General features: G+C 37.7%; 15 protein-coding genes. 12 read left to right on the top strand and 3 right to left on the bottom strand.

Going from position 1 to position 15,316, the window contains the following annotated elements:
* Positions 1-475: 475 nt before the first annotated feature.
* From helD to IV84_RS06475, 5 genes are all read left to right on the top strand, one after another.
* A complete protein-coding gene (helD, locus tag IV84_RS06495) occupies positions 476-2,770 on the top strand; it encodes an RNA polymerase recycling motor HelD (protein ID WP_056986279.1) in 2,295 nt (764 codons plus the stop codon).
* Between the two features lie 19 nt (positions 2,771-2,789).
* Positions 2,790-3,716, top strand: a complete 927-nt coding sequence (gene coaA, locus IV84_RS06490) for a type I pantothenate kinase (protein WP_046872239.1) — start codon at positions 2,790-2,792, stop codon at positions 3,714-3,716.
* A 139-nt stretch (positions 3,717-3,855) separates the two neighbouring features.
* On the top strand, positions 3,856-5,409 hold the full coding sequence (gene guaA, locus IV84_RS06485; RefSeq protein WP_056986278.1) for a glutamine-hydrolyzing GMP synthase: 1,554 nt from the start codon (positions 3,856-3,858) through the stop codon (positions 5,407-5,409).
* 272 nt (positions 5,410-5,681) lie between these two features.
* Complete coding sequence (locus IV84_RS10705) at positions 5,682-6,716, top strand: Lreu_0056 family protein (RefSeq protein ID WP_046872241.1); 1,035 nt, start codon at positions 5,682-5,684, stop codon at positions 6,714-6,716.
* A gap of 250 nt (positions 6,717-6,966) precedes the next feature.
* Entirely contained in the window at positions 6,967-7,644 is a 678-nt protein-coding gene (locus IV84_RS06475) for a Fic family protein (RefSeq protein WP_046872242.1), read from the top strand.
* 513 nt (positions 7,645-8,157) lie between these two features.
* On the opposite strand, the gene IV84_RS06470 is transcribed toward IV84_RS06475, so the two are convergent.
* Positions 8,158-8,475, bottom strand: coding sequence for a DMT family transporter (locus IV84_RS06470; RefSeq protein WP_046872243.1), 318 nt, complete (start codon positions 8,473-8,475; stop codon positions 8,158-8,160).
* Between the two features lie 274 nt (positions 8,476-8,749).
* Here IV84_RS06470 and IV84_RS06465 point away from each other — a divergent pair, with 274 nt between their 5' ends.
* The gene (locus IV84_RS06465) at positions 8,750-9,598 is read left to right on the top strand and encodes an aldo/keto reductase (protein ID WP_046872244.1); all 849 of its coding nucleotides are present in this window, start codon (positions 8,750-8,752) and stop codon (positions 9,596-9,598) included.
* 184 nt (positions 9,599-9,782) lie between these two features.
* Here the strand turns inward: IV84_RS06465 and IV84_RS06460 are convergent, their stop codons facing one another.
* Both IV84_RS06460 and IV84_RS06455 read right to left on the bottom strand, forming a co-directional pair.
* Positions 9,783-10,088: a type II toxin-antitoxin system YafQ family toxin gene (locus tag IV84_RS06460; RefSeq protein ID WP_046872245.1), complete on the bottom strand. Its 306-nt coding sequence runs from the start codon at positions 10,086-10,088 to the stop codon at positions 9,783-9,785.
* Positions 10,081-10,350: a type II toxin-antitoxin system RelB/DinJ family antitoxin gene (locus IV84_RS06455; protein ID WP_056986277.1), complete on the bottom strand. Its 270-nt coding sequence runs from the start codon at positions 10,348-10,350 to the stop codon at positions 10,081-10,083. The genes IV84_RS06460 and IV84_RS06455 overlap by 8 nt, the downstream gene beginning before the upstream one ends.
* 283 nt (positions 10,351-10,633) lie before the next feature.
* Between IV84_RS06455 and IV84_RS06450 the strand changes: the two genes are divergently transcribed.
* The 6 genes from IV84_RS06450 to IV84_RS06425 all read left to right on the top strand — a co-directional run.
* Positions 10,634-10,987 carry a MerR family transcriptional regulator gene (locus IV84_RS06450; protein ID WP_046872247.1) on the top strand — a complete coding sequence of 118 codons (354 nt, stop codon included), beginning with the start codon at positions 10,634-10,636 and terminating at the stop codon, positions 10,985-10,987.
* 10 nt (positions 10,988-10,997) lie between these two features.
* Positions 10,998-11,642: an SDR family oxidoreductase gene (locus tag IV84_RS06445; RefSeq protein WP_046872248.1), complete on the top strand. Its 645-nt coding sequence runs from the start codon at positions 10,998-11,000 to the stop codon at positions 11,640-11,642.
* 231 nt (positions 11,643-11,873) lie between these two features.
* The gene (locus IV84_RS06440) at positions 11,874-12,815 is read left to right on the top strand and encodes an alpha/beta fold hydrolase (RefSeq protein ID WP_056986276.1); all 942 of its coding nucleotides are present in this window, start codon (positions 11,874-11,876) and stop codon (positions 12,813-12,815) included.
* A gap of 167 nt (positions 12,816-12,982) precedes the next feature.
* Entirely contained in the window at positions 12,983-13,336 is a 354-nt protein-coding gene (locus IV84_RS06435) for a YciI family protein (RefSeq protein ID WP_197706750.1), read from the top strand.
* A 267-nt stretch (positions 13,337-13,603) separates the two neighbouring features.
* Entirely contained in the window at positions 13,604-14,347 is a 744-nt protein-coding gene (locus tag IV84_RS06430; protein WP_056986275.1) for an alpha/beta fold hydrolase, read from the top strand.
* Between the two features lie 287 nt (positions 14,348-14,634).
* On the top strand, positions 14,635-15,316 hold a 682-nt coding region (locus IV84_RS06425; RefSeq protein ID WP_056986274.1), incomplete at its 3' end, for a zinc ribbon domain-containing protein.

Below are 15,316 nucleotides of genomic sequence, written 5' to 3'. Positions count from 1 at the left end.
TTCACCCCTGAGGCCAAAACGCCTCCGAACTAGGGAAGCTGTTGTCTTTAGATAGCTCGTATGAACGTTGTCATAATAAACTTTTCGTTAAATATAATTTTGAATCAGTCTGAAAGCAGTCGTGCCTACTACGTTACAACCAAAATTTTCTGGAAGACGACATCCTAACTAATTTGATTTTTTTAAACTTTTTGTACTGGATAATTAAGTGGAGCTGTACACTTTCAAGTTTTAGGATTAAATATAAAGACAGTATCGAATTGATGAATGGGGCGGCGAACTCAAATTCTTTCTCTGCAATTCATTAGGAATGGAAATCTCCTTATAGTATAGGAAGGACAATCGTTGAGTTGTCGGCAAAAGAGTGGTATCATATTTACTTAATTTATTAGAATTTTTTGCGGCAAGTTTACGCGCATGAAGTTTCCGATTTTTGTGTCACTTATCGTCACAACAAGCAATTTGGAGGGGTTTCATGACAGATTCAATTCAAAAGTATGAACAAAAGCATCTCGATGGTGTGATCACCAAGGTTCAAGAGGCAATTGCAAAATCCAGTAAAGACGCTAAAAAAGCAGAAACAGACTCTAAATCTATTGATAAGAATTTTTCAAATGAAGTTCGTATAAATACAAGCACATATTCTGGAATGATGGATACGGCGATTTCGGTCCGTCAGCAGCAACAATTACTATCAGAGCGTCAAAATAGTTGGCAACACGCAAGTCAACAATTAAACGTCTTAAAACGACTTGAAAAACGGCCTTATTTTGCGCGCATTGATTTTCATGAGGCCGGTGAAAAAAGTGACGAGACTATCTATATTGGGCTCGGATCATTTTCAGATACGCCAGATCATTTTCTGATTTATGATTGGCGGGCACCAATTTCAAGCGTTTATTATGATGGCGAATTAGGAAATGTTTCCTACGAAACGCCCGATGGCACACAAGAAGTTGACGTAAAGCTTAAACGTCAATTTACCATTGAAGACGGCAAAATCGTCACGGTGTTTGATACGAATGAAACCATTGGCGATCAAATGCTGCTTAAGGCACTTGGAAACTCTTCTGATACTAAGATGAAGAGTATTGTTTCAACCATTCAAAAAGAACAAAACAAGATTATTCGGGATACGCATTCGGATCTTTTGTTTGTGCAAGGAGCTGCCGGATCTGGTAAAACGGCCGCAATTTTGCAGCGAGTGGCCTATCTTTTGTATCGTTATCGGGGAAATTTAACGGCTAGTCAAGTAATCATGTTTTCGCCAAACCAAATTTTTAATGATTACGTCGATCAAGTGTTACCCGAACTTGGCGAACATAACATGGTTCAAATGACCTACTATCAATTTACCAAACGTCGCATTCCTAATATGGAAGTCGAAACGTTGCAACAACGTTTTGAGAGTCGGACAGATTCAGTTTCCAAAAAGATTCGAACCTTAGAAAATAGTTTGGTTTATTTTGATGCTGTGACTAAATATGCTGAACATCTCGGCTCGGCTGATATGAAGTTCCGTAATTTGATGTTCCATGACAAGCCATTTGCCAGTCAGGAAAAAATTCAAGGAATCTATTACGGTTATAATGAAAACTATCGTTTGGGGAATCGGTTGGATGCGACGAAAGAAGCGTTGCTAAAATCGTTGAATTCACGAATTGGTAGTGAAGTTCGCTCTAAATGGGCCGAACAAGCTGTTCAATCGTTGAACCATGAAGATCTTGAGAAACTTTACGGTGGTGAACCTAAAGAGTTTGATGATAGTGACAAAGAATTTAAATTTTTGGCACGTAAACTGGTTATTCAAGCTCTGCAACCTGTAAGAAACGCGATTGTGCATAATCGGTTCCTAAACATCAATGCACAGTATGTCCACTTTTTAAGAAGTGTGCCACATTTGATTAATTTGGAGAAGGCTGGTTTAACACAGGCTGATTGGCAGACCTATGTGGAAGAGGTTGTCGCCAGTTTGAAGAACCATGCGATCTCTTTGAATAATACTTCTGCCTACCTGTACCTCTATGATTTAATTGTTGGGAAAAAGGACGAACGGGATATGCGCTATGTCTTTATTGATGAAATTCAAGATTACACAGCCTTTCAATTAGCTTACCTAAAGTACAATTATCCACGCGCTAAGTTTACTTTATTGGGTGATTTGAATCAGTCCATTTATAGTAACGAAAGTACCTCTACGTTGTTGGCTGAGTTATCCACTATGTTTGATAAAGAGAAGACGCGAGTTATTCAACTTGAAAAATCTTATCGATCTACACAGCAAATTACCGATTTTACAAAAGAAATTTTGAAAAATGGTGAGGCGATTGAGGCCTTTCATCGAGAAGGCGACTTGCCAGTTGTCAGCGTGAAACCTAGTTTTGATTTGGCTGTCAAACGCGTCCAAGCGCAAATGTCCCAAAATCAAAAAGATGGCGAATCTACGGCAATCATTGGTAAATCTGTGGCCGAGTGTCAAAAGATTACCGAGGGCCTGCGTAACCAGGGCGAACGCGTGACGTTAATTAAAACAGAGAACCAACGGCTTGCCGAAGGGGTTGTGGTTGTTCCTTCATACTTGGCCAAGGGACTTGAATTTGATGCTGTGATTGTCTGGGATGCTTCCGATGCTATGTATCACGATGAAGATGAACGTCAGTTACTTTATACAATTTGTTCGCGAGCCATGCACCGGTTGACAATTGTTGCGACTGAAAAAATGTCACGCTTGTTGGATCGGATTGATTCAAGTTTGTATAAACTGGATTAAGTTTTAGTGGAGAAATGAAATGGTAGAAGAAGATCGTAGTTACTATCGATTTTTAAAGGATGATTGGAAAAAGCTTGCTCCAGAAGCCAAATTGCCATTATCTGGGCAACAATTAAAGGCAATCAAGGCCTTAAATGACCGAATTTCCTTACAGGATGTTCAGGATATCTATGTCCCGCTTGTTCACCTGCTGATTAAGAAATTTTGCAGTTTTCAAGACTGGCAAGCTACAAAAACAAATTTTTTGAGTTTGCCAGAAAAAAAGGTGCCGTTTGTGATTGGCATTTCCGGTAGTGTGGCAGTTGGTAAAAGTACGACCGCCAGATTGCTACAGGTCCTACTGACAAATTTCTTTCCTAAATTAAAGTCACAACTAATTACAACCGATGGCTTTTTGTATTCAAACGCGGAACTTGAAAAAAGAGGTATTTTAGCTCGCAAAGGGTTTCCAGAAAGCTATGATATGGAAAGCCTTCTGGATTTTATGGGTTCGGTTAAAAATGGTCAAAAAAAGATCCAGGTACCACTGTATTCGCATCAAAGCTATGATGTTTTGCCCGATCAGTTTGAAACGGTTAATAATCCTGACATTTTGATTGTTGAAGGAATTAACGTTTTACAGTTACCTTCCAATCAAAACATTTACATTAGTGACTTTTTCGATTGGTCTGTATATGTTGATGCAGATCCTGAATTGATTGAGAAGTGGTTTTTAGAACGCTTTGGTATTTTGCTAGATACGGCCTTTCATAATCCAGACGATTACTATTACGAATACGCTCAATGGCCACGTGAAAAAGCCTTTGCGGAAGCCAAAAAGGTTTGGAAAACTGTTGATTTGCCTAACTTGAATGAGTTTATTTTACCAACCCGTTCCCGAGCCAATTTGATTTTGCATAAGATTGAACACCACGCCATGGATAAGGTGTATTTACGAAAATACTAAGTTTAACTTGATAATTATATTAAATAAGCCAGTTTGGGACAAATCATGTTTCAAACTGGCTTTACTTTAAGCTTTATAATAGATAGAATTAAACCAGAATGTTTTTATTACTCAAACTAATATTAATGAGGTGAAAGGCTTGGCGAATGTAGATTTATCGCAATTTGATAAAATCATTGTTTTGGATTTTGGAAGTCAGTATAACCAACTAATCACACGAAGAATTCGCGAATTTGGCGTTTATTCGGAATTGATGTCACACAAGATTTCAGCAGATGAAATTCGAAAACTCAATCCGAAAGGAATCGTGTTTTCTGGTGGACCCAACAGTGTCTATGATGAGGATGCTTTTCGGGTTGATCCAGAAATTTATAAGTTGGGCATTCCAATTTTAGGAATCTGTTATGGGATGCAGTTGATGGCCTATAACTTAGGTGGAAAAGTTGAATCAGCAGATAATCGTGAATACGGTCATGCTGATATTGATGTGACAGATGCACAAACACCTTTGTTTAAAGGCTTACCAAGTCATCAAACAGTCTGGATGAGTCATGGTGATTTAGTTAAACAGGTGCCCGAAGGTTTTACTTCTGTGGCAACCAGCAAGAACTGTCCCATTGCTTCAATTGAAGATCCAAAACGTAAATTTTACGGAATTCAATTTCATGCTGAGGTTCGTAATACCCAGTATGGAAATGAGATTCTGAAACATTTTGCATTTGATGTCTGTGAAGCGAGTGCAAACTGGTCGATGGATGATTTCATTGACTTGCAAATCAAAAAGATTCGTGAAGAAGTTGGCGATCGTAAAGTCTTACTTGGTCTTTCTGGTGGAGTGGATTCCAGTGTTGTTGGTGTTTTATTGCATAAAGCCATTGGAAATCAATTAACCAGTATTTTTGTTGACCACGGTCTGTTGCGTAAGGGCGAAGCTAAACAAGTAATGGACAGTCTTGAAGGTAAGTTTGGTCTGAACGTTGTTAAAGTGGATGCTCAAAAACGATTCATGGACAAATTGGTCGGTGTTTCTGATCCTGAAAAGAAACGCAAGATTATCGGCAATGAGTTTATTCAAGTATTTAATGATGAAGCTCAAAAATTACATGGCATTGATTTCTTAGCACAAGGCACTTTGTATACTGATGTGATTGAAAGTGGAACTGATACAGCGCAAACGATTAAATCTCATCATAACGTGGGTGGTTTACCAAAGGACATGCATTTTACGTTGATCGAACCGTTACGGACTTTATTTAAAGATGAAGCACGTGATTTAGGCGAGAAACTAGGGATGCCTTCCGATTTAGTTTGGCGACAACCATTCCCAGGTCCTGGTTTGGGAATTCGAGTTCTTGGTGAAATTACTGAAGATAAATTAAACATTGTACGCGATAGTGATTGGATTTTGCGTGATGAAATTAAAAAAGCTGGCTTAGATCGTGATATCTGGCAGTACTTTACTGTTTTGCCTGGCATTAAGAGTGTTGGTGTCATGGGTGATGGCCGGACATATGATTATACGGTTGGAATTCGGGCGGTTAATTCCGTTGATGGGATGACGGCAGACTTTGCCCGCATTCCGTGGGATGTGCTTCAGAAGATTTCTGTGCGCATTGTAAACGAAGTTGATCATGTTAATCGAATCGTGTATGACATCACGAGCAAGCCCCCGGCAACGGTAGAATGGGAATAAAAACCAGTGTGTTATGGAAGAGAAACATCAATAAAATAATGTTTCTTCATTATTAGAATAATCTGGTTTCCCATCATTTTCTTTAATAAACCTCTGTCAGGATAAGTCTTGGCGGGGGTTTATTTTGTTTATTTCTACATTTTTGATTCGATATTGTTTAAATGTGCAGAAGAAGCTGTTTCATGGAGTATAGAAAATAAATTCCGGGCATACGAATAAAAATGACTGGCATGAAAGATATTAGCAGTAAATAGGGAATAGGAAGAAATATTATGAAAAATAACAAAATTAAATTGGCAACGGCATTAGTTGCTGGAGCGTTAATCTTAACCGGATGTGGAACGCAGGCCAAAACAAGTAAGGTAGCAAGTCAAAAAACGACTTCTAGTTCGGTAAAAAGTAACAGTAGTAAGCGTAATACCAGTAAGGAAGCTTCAAGTAAAGTGACTAGCTCTTCAAGCCAAAAACAAGCAGATACTTTATGGGATAGTACGAAAGATGCACAACTAAAAACGTTCATTGATAAATGGGCACCAACAATGAAACAAAGTTATGTTAAGTATGACGGTGAGCATTCGATAAAAACTTCAGTAGGAACTGTTTATCCTGATAATTTGACCAAGGTAACCGTGAATGGTGCAAAAACTTCAATTGGCTGGAGTAAGAACGGCAAAGGGAGTAATTCATATAACGTGGTTGCCATATACAATTACAATGGGACAGAGCCGCCACTACCAAATCATATTACATACTTTTTTGCCTTTCATGATGGTGAGCCCGTTGTGTTGGTAGATCAGAGTAGAGATGGAACTCCTGATTTAGGAGAAACTCAAAATACAGCCGTTAAATCAAACTTTGCCAAAATTGCAGGTGGCACGCAAGTTAGTTCGACTGAGTCAAGTGCAAGTAATAGCTCGGTTACAACGTCAAAAATCAATGATAAAACAATTGGTGTACTTGTGTCCTTGATGACAGATCCAAAGTGGTTTAAAGAGTACGTTGATGGAACAATGTGGTATGGAACCAATTATGACGGTCATGGTAGTAAAGTTGATGGCTATAGTTATATGACAGCTAATGGCGATCCAACTAGCTTTATTTACTACAAAACAAATGGTAATATCGTAACTTATAAAGAATGGATACCACGTAAATCAGTTGCGGATGGCTATTTTAGAACCAAAACGGTCACGTTAACCAGACTTAAAAATGATTATTACAGTACGCAATCGCAAAAGGCTAAGATTCGAACATACCTAGATGCAATCAAGCCAGAAAGTAGCTACAATGATAGTCTTGATAAATAAGTTGATAGGCTACGGCAAATTAAGGGTTACAGTTAAGTGGATATATCAATTTAGAATTATGTCATGACAATGTGTTACACATTAAATGAAGAAATATAAGACGCTAAAACGTCTTTTTTTTAGATTTTTTTAGTGAATAGATACAATGTAAAGTAGATGTTTAACAATAGTCCAATAGGCTTTGTTGTATAATGTGGTTAAAGAAAACTCAAGTTCGAGTTGTCACAAAACGATGGGAGCCCTAAAAGCTATGCAATACGCTGATAAATACAGTTTAACTCGTGAACAAAATATTAGATTTGCAAAAAAAAATTTCACAAGGTTAGTGCACACCAATTCCCGATTTGAAGGGGTTAGTACGACTTTGCCTCAAACTCAGACAATTATGGATGGGATGGGTGTTTCTGGTGTCAGTGTAAAGGATATGAATACAATTGTGAACTTGAAGCGTGGCTGGGAAATGGTTGTGCAACCACAAAAAGAAGCGCTAACATTAAATTATATGAAAAAAATTAATGCAGTTGTCGCGGCACAAGACTCATTGGCACCGGGAGAGTTACGTACTGGTGGCGGTTTGGTACAAATTGGAAGTGATGAAGATTTTGTGCCAGATCCGGTAAACGAAAAAAAAGAGCAAAAGTTTTTAACTGAATTATTGGCTAATTCTGCTATTAGTATAACTGACAAAGCTATGACTCTAATGTATCATAGCATGCGAAACCAGATTTTTTGGGATGGCAATAAAAGGACAGCCACGTTAGTTGCTAATAAATTGATGATTGATAATGGGGTGGGCCTTATTAATATCCCGCTCAATCATTGGGAAAAGTGGAACGAATTAATTGCGGATTATTACCGTTCAAATGATATGGGTGCCATTAAAAAATGGACCTATGAAGTTGGCGTCCAAGGAGTGCAGCTACCTTAAAGAGTTTGAAAATGAAAAGAGAGTTTAGAACTAATAAGGACGAAAGGGCTAACCATTAAAAATCGTTCGTTAACAAACATCGAAGCCATTGATCGTTATGCGGTCGTGTCTTTTTATCTTGCTGATCAGATTAGATTATTTTATAAAGTGGAACACAAGCCAGTTTTATAACTTATAAGTAAATATCAAGAGCCGTTTCAATTTAAAACTATCATTTGCAAATTAAAGTGTGAATGATAGCTATTTTTTAAACTGTTTTAAATACTGATTGGCAAACAGCTTCTGAAATTCTAGCTTAAGATGGTATCACTGTTTTAATATTTATGCCGTTAACAGTTTTGGTTTATCAACGTCGGGGATAAAACTGGGTTGGTATCGGGTGAATCCACTGGTCTGAGGTAAGCCTTGTGGCTATTTTGAAGAAGTTATTGTTTGGTCAGTATTTGAAAAACCACCCAAGGATGTGGGTGGTTAGATTTTAGTATGAAATTATCTGGGTTAATCTAGTTTGTGTTACTCAACATGTAGATTTAACAAAATTGAGCCAACTACGATTAAAATTATCCCTAGAATAATAGTTAGATTGATTTGTTCATGCCAAATCAGCACAGAAAGAACCGTCGTAGCGACAATTCCAACCCCTGCCCATATTGCATAAGCAATGCTGAGGTTGATTGTTCTCATCGCGATTGATAAGAAGTAAAAGCACAAGGCGTAGGCAAGTAGCGAGCCAATTGAAAAGCCAATTCTTGTAAATCCATTTGAAGCCTTCAATAAGTTTGTGCCTAAAAGTTCGCCAATTACCGCAATTCCTAAATATAAATATCCCATTATTAATCCTCCAGTTTAAAATTATGCTTAACAAATTTAGTTTATTAAACTGGATTTTCCATTTTGTTTGCCATGCGCATGCATAGCGTAAGATAGCGTCTTTTTTCATAACTTCATTGTAGACTACAGAAATTAGGGAAGTCAATCGAGCTAGAATTATAAAATTGAAGAACTTTGAGGCACAAATTTTATTTACGAAACGTTACGGTAGTAAAAGTTTTGAACGAACGATTGGAGAGCGTAAAATGAAGTGGTCAAAGGGGGATTATACGATATGAAACAATTAAATTTTAAAGGTGTTAATTTACCCGCAATTGGCATTGGTACTTGGCACATGGGTGATAATCCACAAACTTATGCGCAGGAGAAAGCGACCATTCTTTATGGACTAAACCACGGCGCTACAGTTATTGATACTGCCGAAATGTATGGTGCAGGAAATGCAGAAAAATTAGTGGGTGATGTTTTACAGGAAGTTGATCGGCAAAAAGTTTTTTTGATCAGTAAATTTTATCCACAAAATGCGACTAAAGAGAAAATGAAACAGGCATTAAGTAGTAGTCTCAAACGGCTAAAAACAGATTATCTCGACCTGTATTTGCTTCATTGGCGAGGTCCAGTGCTGTTATCAGAGACAGTTGCTGGGCTAATTGAACTGCAAAAAGAAGGTAAAATTCGGCATTGGGGTGTTTCAAATTTTGATACGGCAGATTTGGAAGGCCTTTATAATTTGCCACAAGGTGATCAAGTTTTTGCCAATGAAGACTTGTACAATCTTGCTAATCGCGGGATTGAGTATGACTTATTACCATGGCAACGTGACCATCAATTGCCATTGATCGCTTATGCGCCAATTGATCAGGGTGATTCCCGTGGACAAGAACTTACGCAGAATGCCATTATTCAACAAATCTCCCATAATCACCAGGTAACGGCCATGCAAATTTTACTTGCATGGACAATTCAAGCTAAAGATATCCTGGCGATTCCCCAAACAAGTAATATTGATCATATGAAACAAAACATTGAGGCTGGTAGCATTACATTGTCTGCTGAAGAAATGAAAGAAATCGACTTAGAGTTTCCAGCGCCAGTTTCCAAACAATCTTTGCGAATGATTTAATTTTCGATAAAAATAATTTGTCTTAATAAGACAATAAATAGCCTGTTAATCATTAACTAAACTTGATTAACAGGCTATTTTGATATTTTTACAATGTGGTTAAAATATTGCCATGAGGATGGTAAGAATTCAGAAAGGAGCCGACTATTAGTGACACTTGCATGTTAGCATATTGAGTTTCTGATTATTTACCAAGTAAATCTTTATGCGATCCTGACCGAACTAATTCGAGAACTAGGTCTTCTTTGTCAATACGATAAATTAGTAACCAATTATTGTTGTAGCTTTTATTGATGTGTAACTCACGATGACCTTTCCATGCACTGTTAGATACCAGCTGATGATCGTCAAATTTAAGGCGTAGTTCATCTTGATGGGTACCTTCTAAAAGTAGATCAACAACATGTTTTAAATCTTCAATTGGATAGTGTTTTTTTACCAGATGTTTGACATCCCGCCTGAATGTGGGTAAAGGATTTGCTTTATACATTTAAATCGGACCACATTTCTTTTGCGCTACTATAGGTTTTATAATCATTATGGTGTTCAGATTCACATAAAGCTTGTAATGTTTCTACCGGAAGACTGGTTGGTTCAAAAGGTAAACGTTGTTCTTTGACCATAGCAGTAATAAACATTTTAACAGCAGTTGTTAAATCCATCCCCATATCTTTTGCAACATCTTGTCCGGCAGATTTAAGTTCCGGTTCGATACGAATACTGAGGCGGGTATCTTTAGATTTTGTGTTCATAATTATAGACCCCCTTACTAGATATAGTATAACTTAAATCATTCCTAAAGTACACCAATGTGTTGCCATTGGGTGCCAGATTGTCGCCGAAATTTAGTGAATAAAATTTTTGTTTAAATGCATAGATATGAAAACAGGAATATATCGGAGTTAATGAGTGATACAAGCGACTTAAAACTAAATTAAAAATAATTATTTGACAACTAACTAATGGCATTAAAAAAGTACTTGTGCTCAAGTATACTTGAGGTAGTAAAATATTTAGTCAAGGAGGGCGTTTATCGTGAAGATATCTGAAATTGCCAAATTAACCGGTACACCGATTTCTACTATTCGATATTATGATGATTTGGGGTTGCTATGTTCGGTGCAACGCAATCAACAGCAACAACGAGAATTTAGTGAAGAAGACGTTGTGTGGTTAAAGAAATTGAAGAAGTTACATGCTAGTGGGTTAACGTTAGGAACGTTAGCGCAATATGTTTGTATTTCAGATCAAGACAAAAGCGCTCGTATTAAAAGACAAGAGTTACTTTTACGACAGAAAAACAAAATTTTAGCTGATATGGACCAATTGAGGGATGCCTTGAGTGTGATTGATGACGAAATTGATTCGCCAACATTTTTTGAAAAATAGGAGACTAATTATGACAGTTTTAGTAATAGGTGGAACAGGAAGAACGGGTTTTCAAATTGTAAAACAATTAGTAAACGAAAACAAGAACGTTATCGTAGGAAACCATAGCGGAAACGGTAATATAAAGTTATCCAAATTAGATGTAAGTGTTCGTAAATTTGATTTGATAAAAGAAAATGTGGCTGAAATTGCTAGTAAACTGGGCAATGTTGATGTGGTTATCTTTGCGGCAGGTGCTAGTCAATCTCATCCAGAGCAAGCTGAGTGGTTGGATTTAGATGGTGCGGTTAAGTTGATGGATGCAGCCAAAAGAGTTGGCATCAAACGCTACTTGATGGTTTCGGCCGCTGGTGCAGCGGACCGGGCAACGTGGAACATTTATGATATTCCTGAATATTACATTGCTAAATATTATGCGGAAAAAGAGCTTAAGCACAGTGGATTAATCTATACGGTCGTGCGTCCACCAATTTTGTCTGATGGGTCTCTAACTGGCAAAGGGTCATTTCACAAAACGGGAAATAATGATGTTGTTTCGCGGGCTGACGTGGCAAATATGGTGGTGCTGTCAATTGCTGATGCTAGGGCGTTCAATCAGTCTTTTGATCTTTACGGTGGCGTTGAATCAATGGATGACTTATTAGGGGAATTGTAGATTAGTGGTAGTGATTTTCGAATTTCATCGAAAACAAAGAAAACAGGAGTAGGTTCTTTTATTTGAAATTAGTTTTCTAATGTATAATAATACTGTAAGGTTATAGTTTACGATTCTTTGGCAAATGTAGAAGGTATTTCTACTATCTAATTTAAAATTGAGCAGGTTATTCATTTTGAATTAGGAAAAGACTATGCGAAATTTGTAAATAAATAAATGGGGGTTATTAACATGACACAACCAATTCTGGATCATGAAAGTAAAGTTTTTAATCAAGCTGGAGCAGCAGAAACAAATTTACTTAAAGATTACGGGCTGACGGGTGAAAGTCACTGGTTAACATTTCAGGGGCTTCAGGTTCGGGTTCTCACGGTTGGTGAAGGAAAGCCAGTTTTAATAGTTCCTGGGAACACTGGCGACCCATATCCATGGATCCCGCTCCTTGATAAACTACCTGGCTATAAGTTTTACATAATGGCTCGACCAGGTGGTGGGCTAAGTGATGGCTTTGATCACAATCAAGTGGATGTGCATGATTTTGCCATTAAATTATTTACAAGTGTCTTGGACCAATTGAATTTGAAACGAGTACCAATCCTTTCGCACTCAATGGGCGCTCATTGGAGTACTTGGTATGCGTTGGCTCATCCAGAGCGGGTTACACAAGTGATTACTACTGGTAATCCTGGTCGTATTTTAATGGAAAAGACACCAGGATTTTTGAAAGCGATGGCATTACCAGGTGTATCAAAAGTGGCAGGAAAAATCGTTGTTCCTAAAGATGCCGACCATGCCTTACGTAATCAGAAAGTGATGGGGACGGATCCGGATGCTGTCGCAAGATTGCCACATTCATTTGCTGAAGCTACCTTTGCTTTTGATCAGTTGCCAAGCTACAGTTTATCCACAATCAGTTTACTGCAGGCTATGAATGATCCCAAGAAGCATAACGGAATTACTGCTGAACAACTTGCTACTATGAAGGTTCCGATGACCTTGCTATGGGGAAGTAATGATACTTTCGAGAAGCCTGCATTAGGAGAAAAAATTGCACAAGCTTCACCACAGGGAAAGTTGCATGAAATACAAGGAGCAGGACATATGCCATGGATAGATCGACCAGAAAAGGTTGCCGGAATAATTTTGAAGCAGCTAGAAGCAGTATCCGATTGATAGTGTATTGATAAATTAACAAAAATAAGACATCTTAGAGTTAGTTGTTTTGAGCTGGCTTTAGGGTGTTTTTGTGTAATTCATTTTTAGTGAAATGAATTACACGATCCGTTAAACTAAATCGTACAAATATATTAGCATTAATTCAGAAATTACGGAGGTACGACATGGAATATACAAAAGAACAGTTACAAAAAGTACAAGCTGAAATGGCTAAAAAAGCTACGAAAGATGGCAAGAAATTTTTCGTGGTTAAGTATGTGCATACAGATCTTGAAGGATGGAAGAAATTTTTGATGCCACATGCTGAATATTTAATGGCGCATCTAAAAAAGGGGGATCTGATTGTCTCAGGACCACTTGAAACAGGAACAGAAGATAGAAAAGAAGCTATGCTGGTTATGGTAGCGGATAATGAGGAATCTTTAATGGATGTGATTAAAGAAGATCCATACTGGATACAAGGGCTGGTAGATTCCTATACAATTAACGAATGGCAACCAATTTTCCGTAATTTTTAGGCTTATAATCAGGATTAATTGGCTGATTGTTAGAAGATAGTGTCTTGGTAGTTGAATAATCTTAATACTTTTACTGGAAGTCCTTCAATTTTATTTCATTCCAAAATAAAATCGAGGGATTTTTTGGTGTTTACAGTCCTTGAATGATCTAAAATAAGATATGTTATGAGGCGGTAACGAGATAGTTACTACGTTAAATGATTTGTGAAAGGTGAATCCAATGAAAGCACATGAAGAAGTAAAAAAATCAATGGCATTAATATTGCTGTGAAAGAAGCCGGAAGTGGGCAAACCATGATCTTTCTTCACGGGCGTGGGTATTCAAAAGAAAATATGGATCCCATGTTTGAACATTATAGGGATGCTTATCATGTGGTCAGTTATGATGCGCGTGGTCATGGAGAAAGTGATAAACCTAAATCTTTTACTCTGGATGATCATGTCGACGACCTCGCTGAAATTATTGCTAACTATAATTTGGGAAAACCAATTGTCGTTGGTTTCTCGATGGGATCGTACATTGCGCTTAAGACGGCAGAAAAGTATCCGAATCTTTTTTCAAAGATCGTCTTGATTGGTACCAAGGGTGGCGGAACAACTTCTTCCACAGAAAAAGTAGCCAAAGAGGGACAGCTAAACGGCCTTTCTAAAGCACAAATGGCTCAAACAATGATGCAAAAGATTTTTGCACCACAAACTACGGCTGAAAAAATTGCTAGTTTTGATAAGAAGATTGCATCAAAAGCTGTGCTGACCGGCACGCAACAAGCTGCCATTACAAACTCGCTTCAAGACTTTGATCTGATTACGGATGCCAATAAAGTTACAATTCCAGTGCTTGTCTTAACGGGTGAGTACGATGGTTTAAATCAACCCGTGGAAGGAAAAAAAGTGGCAGACGCTCTTCCCAATGCAAGATTTGAAACCATTCCGAATGCTGGACATATTGCATTTTTTGAGAATCCAACGAAGGTGTATGCGTTAATTGACACCTTTGTACGCAATAATTAGCAAGAATCTGTCAACCATTTGAACAAAATGTTTAGGATCATTTAGAAAAAACTTTTCAAAACTTTTTTAATTTAATAATCAAAAACGACATATTATGACATGCAAATTATTATAATAGAATTAGGTATGCTGATATGAGGCTACATTTTATCTGAGATTAGGGATGAATAATCCTGATTCATAAAACTTAGTTAGGCCGTTAACCGAATGGAAAAATTGACCTCATACAAACAGCCATAAAAAATGATTATTGATCATATGAATGATCAATTGAAGGAGACTTAATTATGCAAACTTGTCCAAACTGTGGTGCAACCAATTCCGTTGGTGCCAAATTCTGTACGACATGTGGAAAGCCACTTAAGGATCAAACTACTGACCCTACAGATTTAACTGGTGCCAAAGAACAACCAGAGGACCAACCAAAAGCTGATTCTCAGCCCCAGGATGATCCAGAAATGAAGGCCGAAATGGAACGACAACGGCAAGTACAAGCACGAATTCGAGCAGAACAGATGGCTCAATTTAAGCAATCTAGCCGTGGTTATTGGAACTATTTAGTTGATTCCTGGAAAAAGCCATCTCAGATTGTTGCTAAACAATTTAACCAATGGTTTGGTGTTATTTCGATGGCATTGTGGGCTTTGATGGGAAGTATTGCGGTTGGCCGTGCCGCCCAAGCTGGTGTCAGTACCGTGGAAAATGCCGGTAGTTCTATTTCTAGCCTATTGGGTGGCGATGATAGTACAACCGATTCAGTTAATAGCGCGGTTCAGTCTAATGCAATAATTGTTTATTTTAAATTTTTCTTACTATTAATGATTGGTATGTTAGCCTTTGGGCTGGTTGGATTTTTGTTTCGTAAGTGGGCTCAACACGAAACAATTAGTTATCTTGAATACACAACTGATCTCATGCATCGATGCAATTTAAACATAATTTTGTATGTGTCAAGTTTTCCTAGGTGCC

This window comes from Pediococcus damnosus (genome assembly GCF_001437255.1).
GTDB lineage: Bacteria > Bacillota > Bacilli > Lactobacillales > Lactobacillaceae > Pediococcus > Pediococcus damnosus.
Note: the sequence above shows the minus strand (reverse complement) of the source record. Positions and strands in the feature narration are given on the sequence as shown.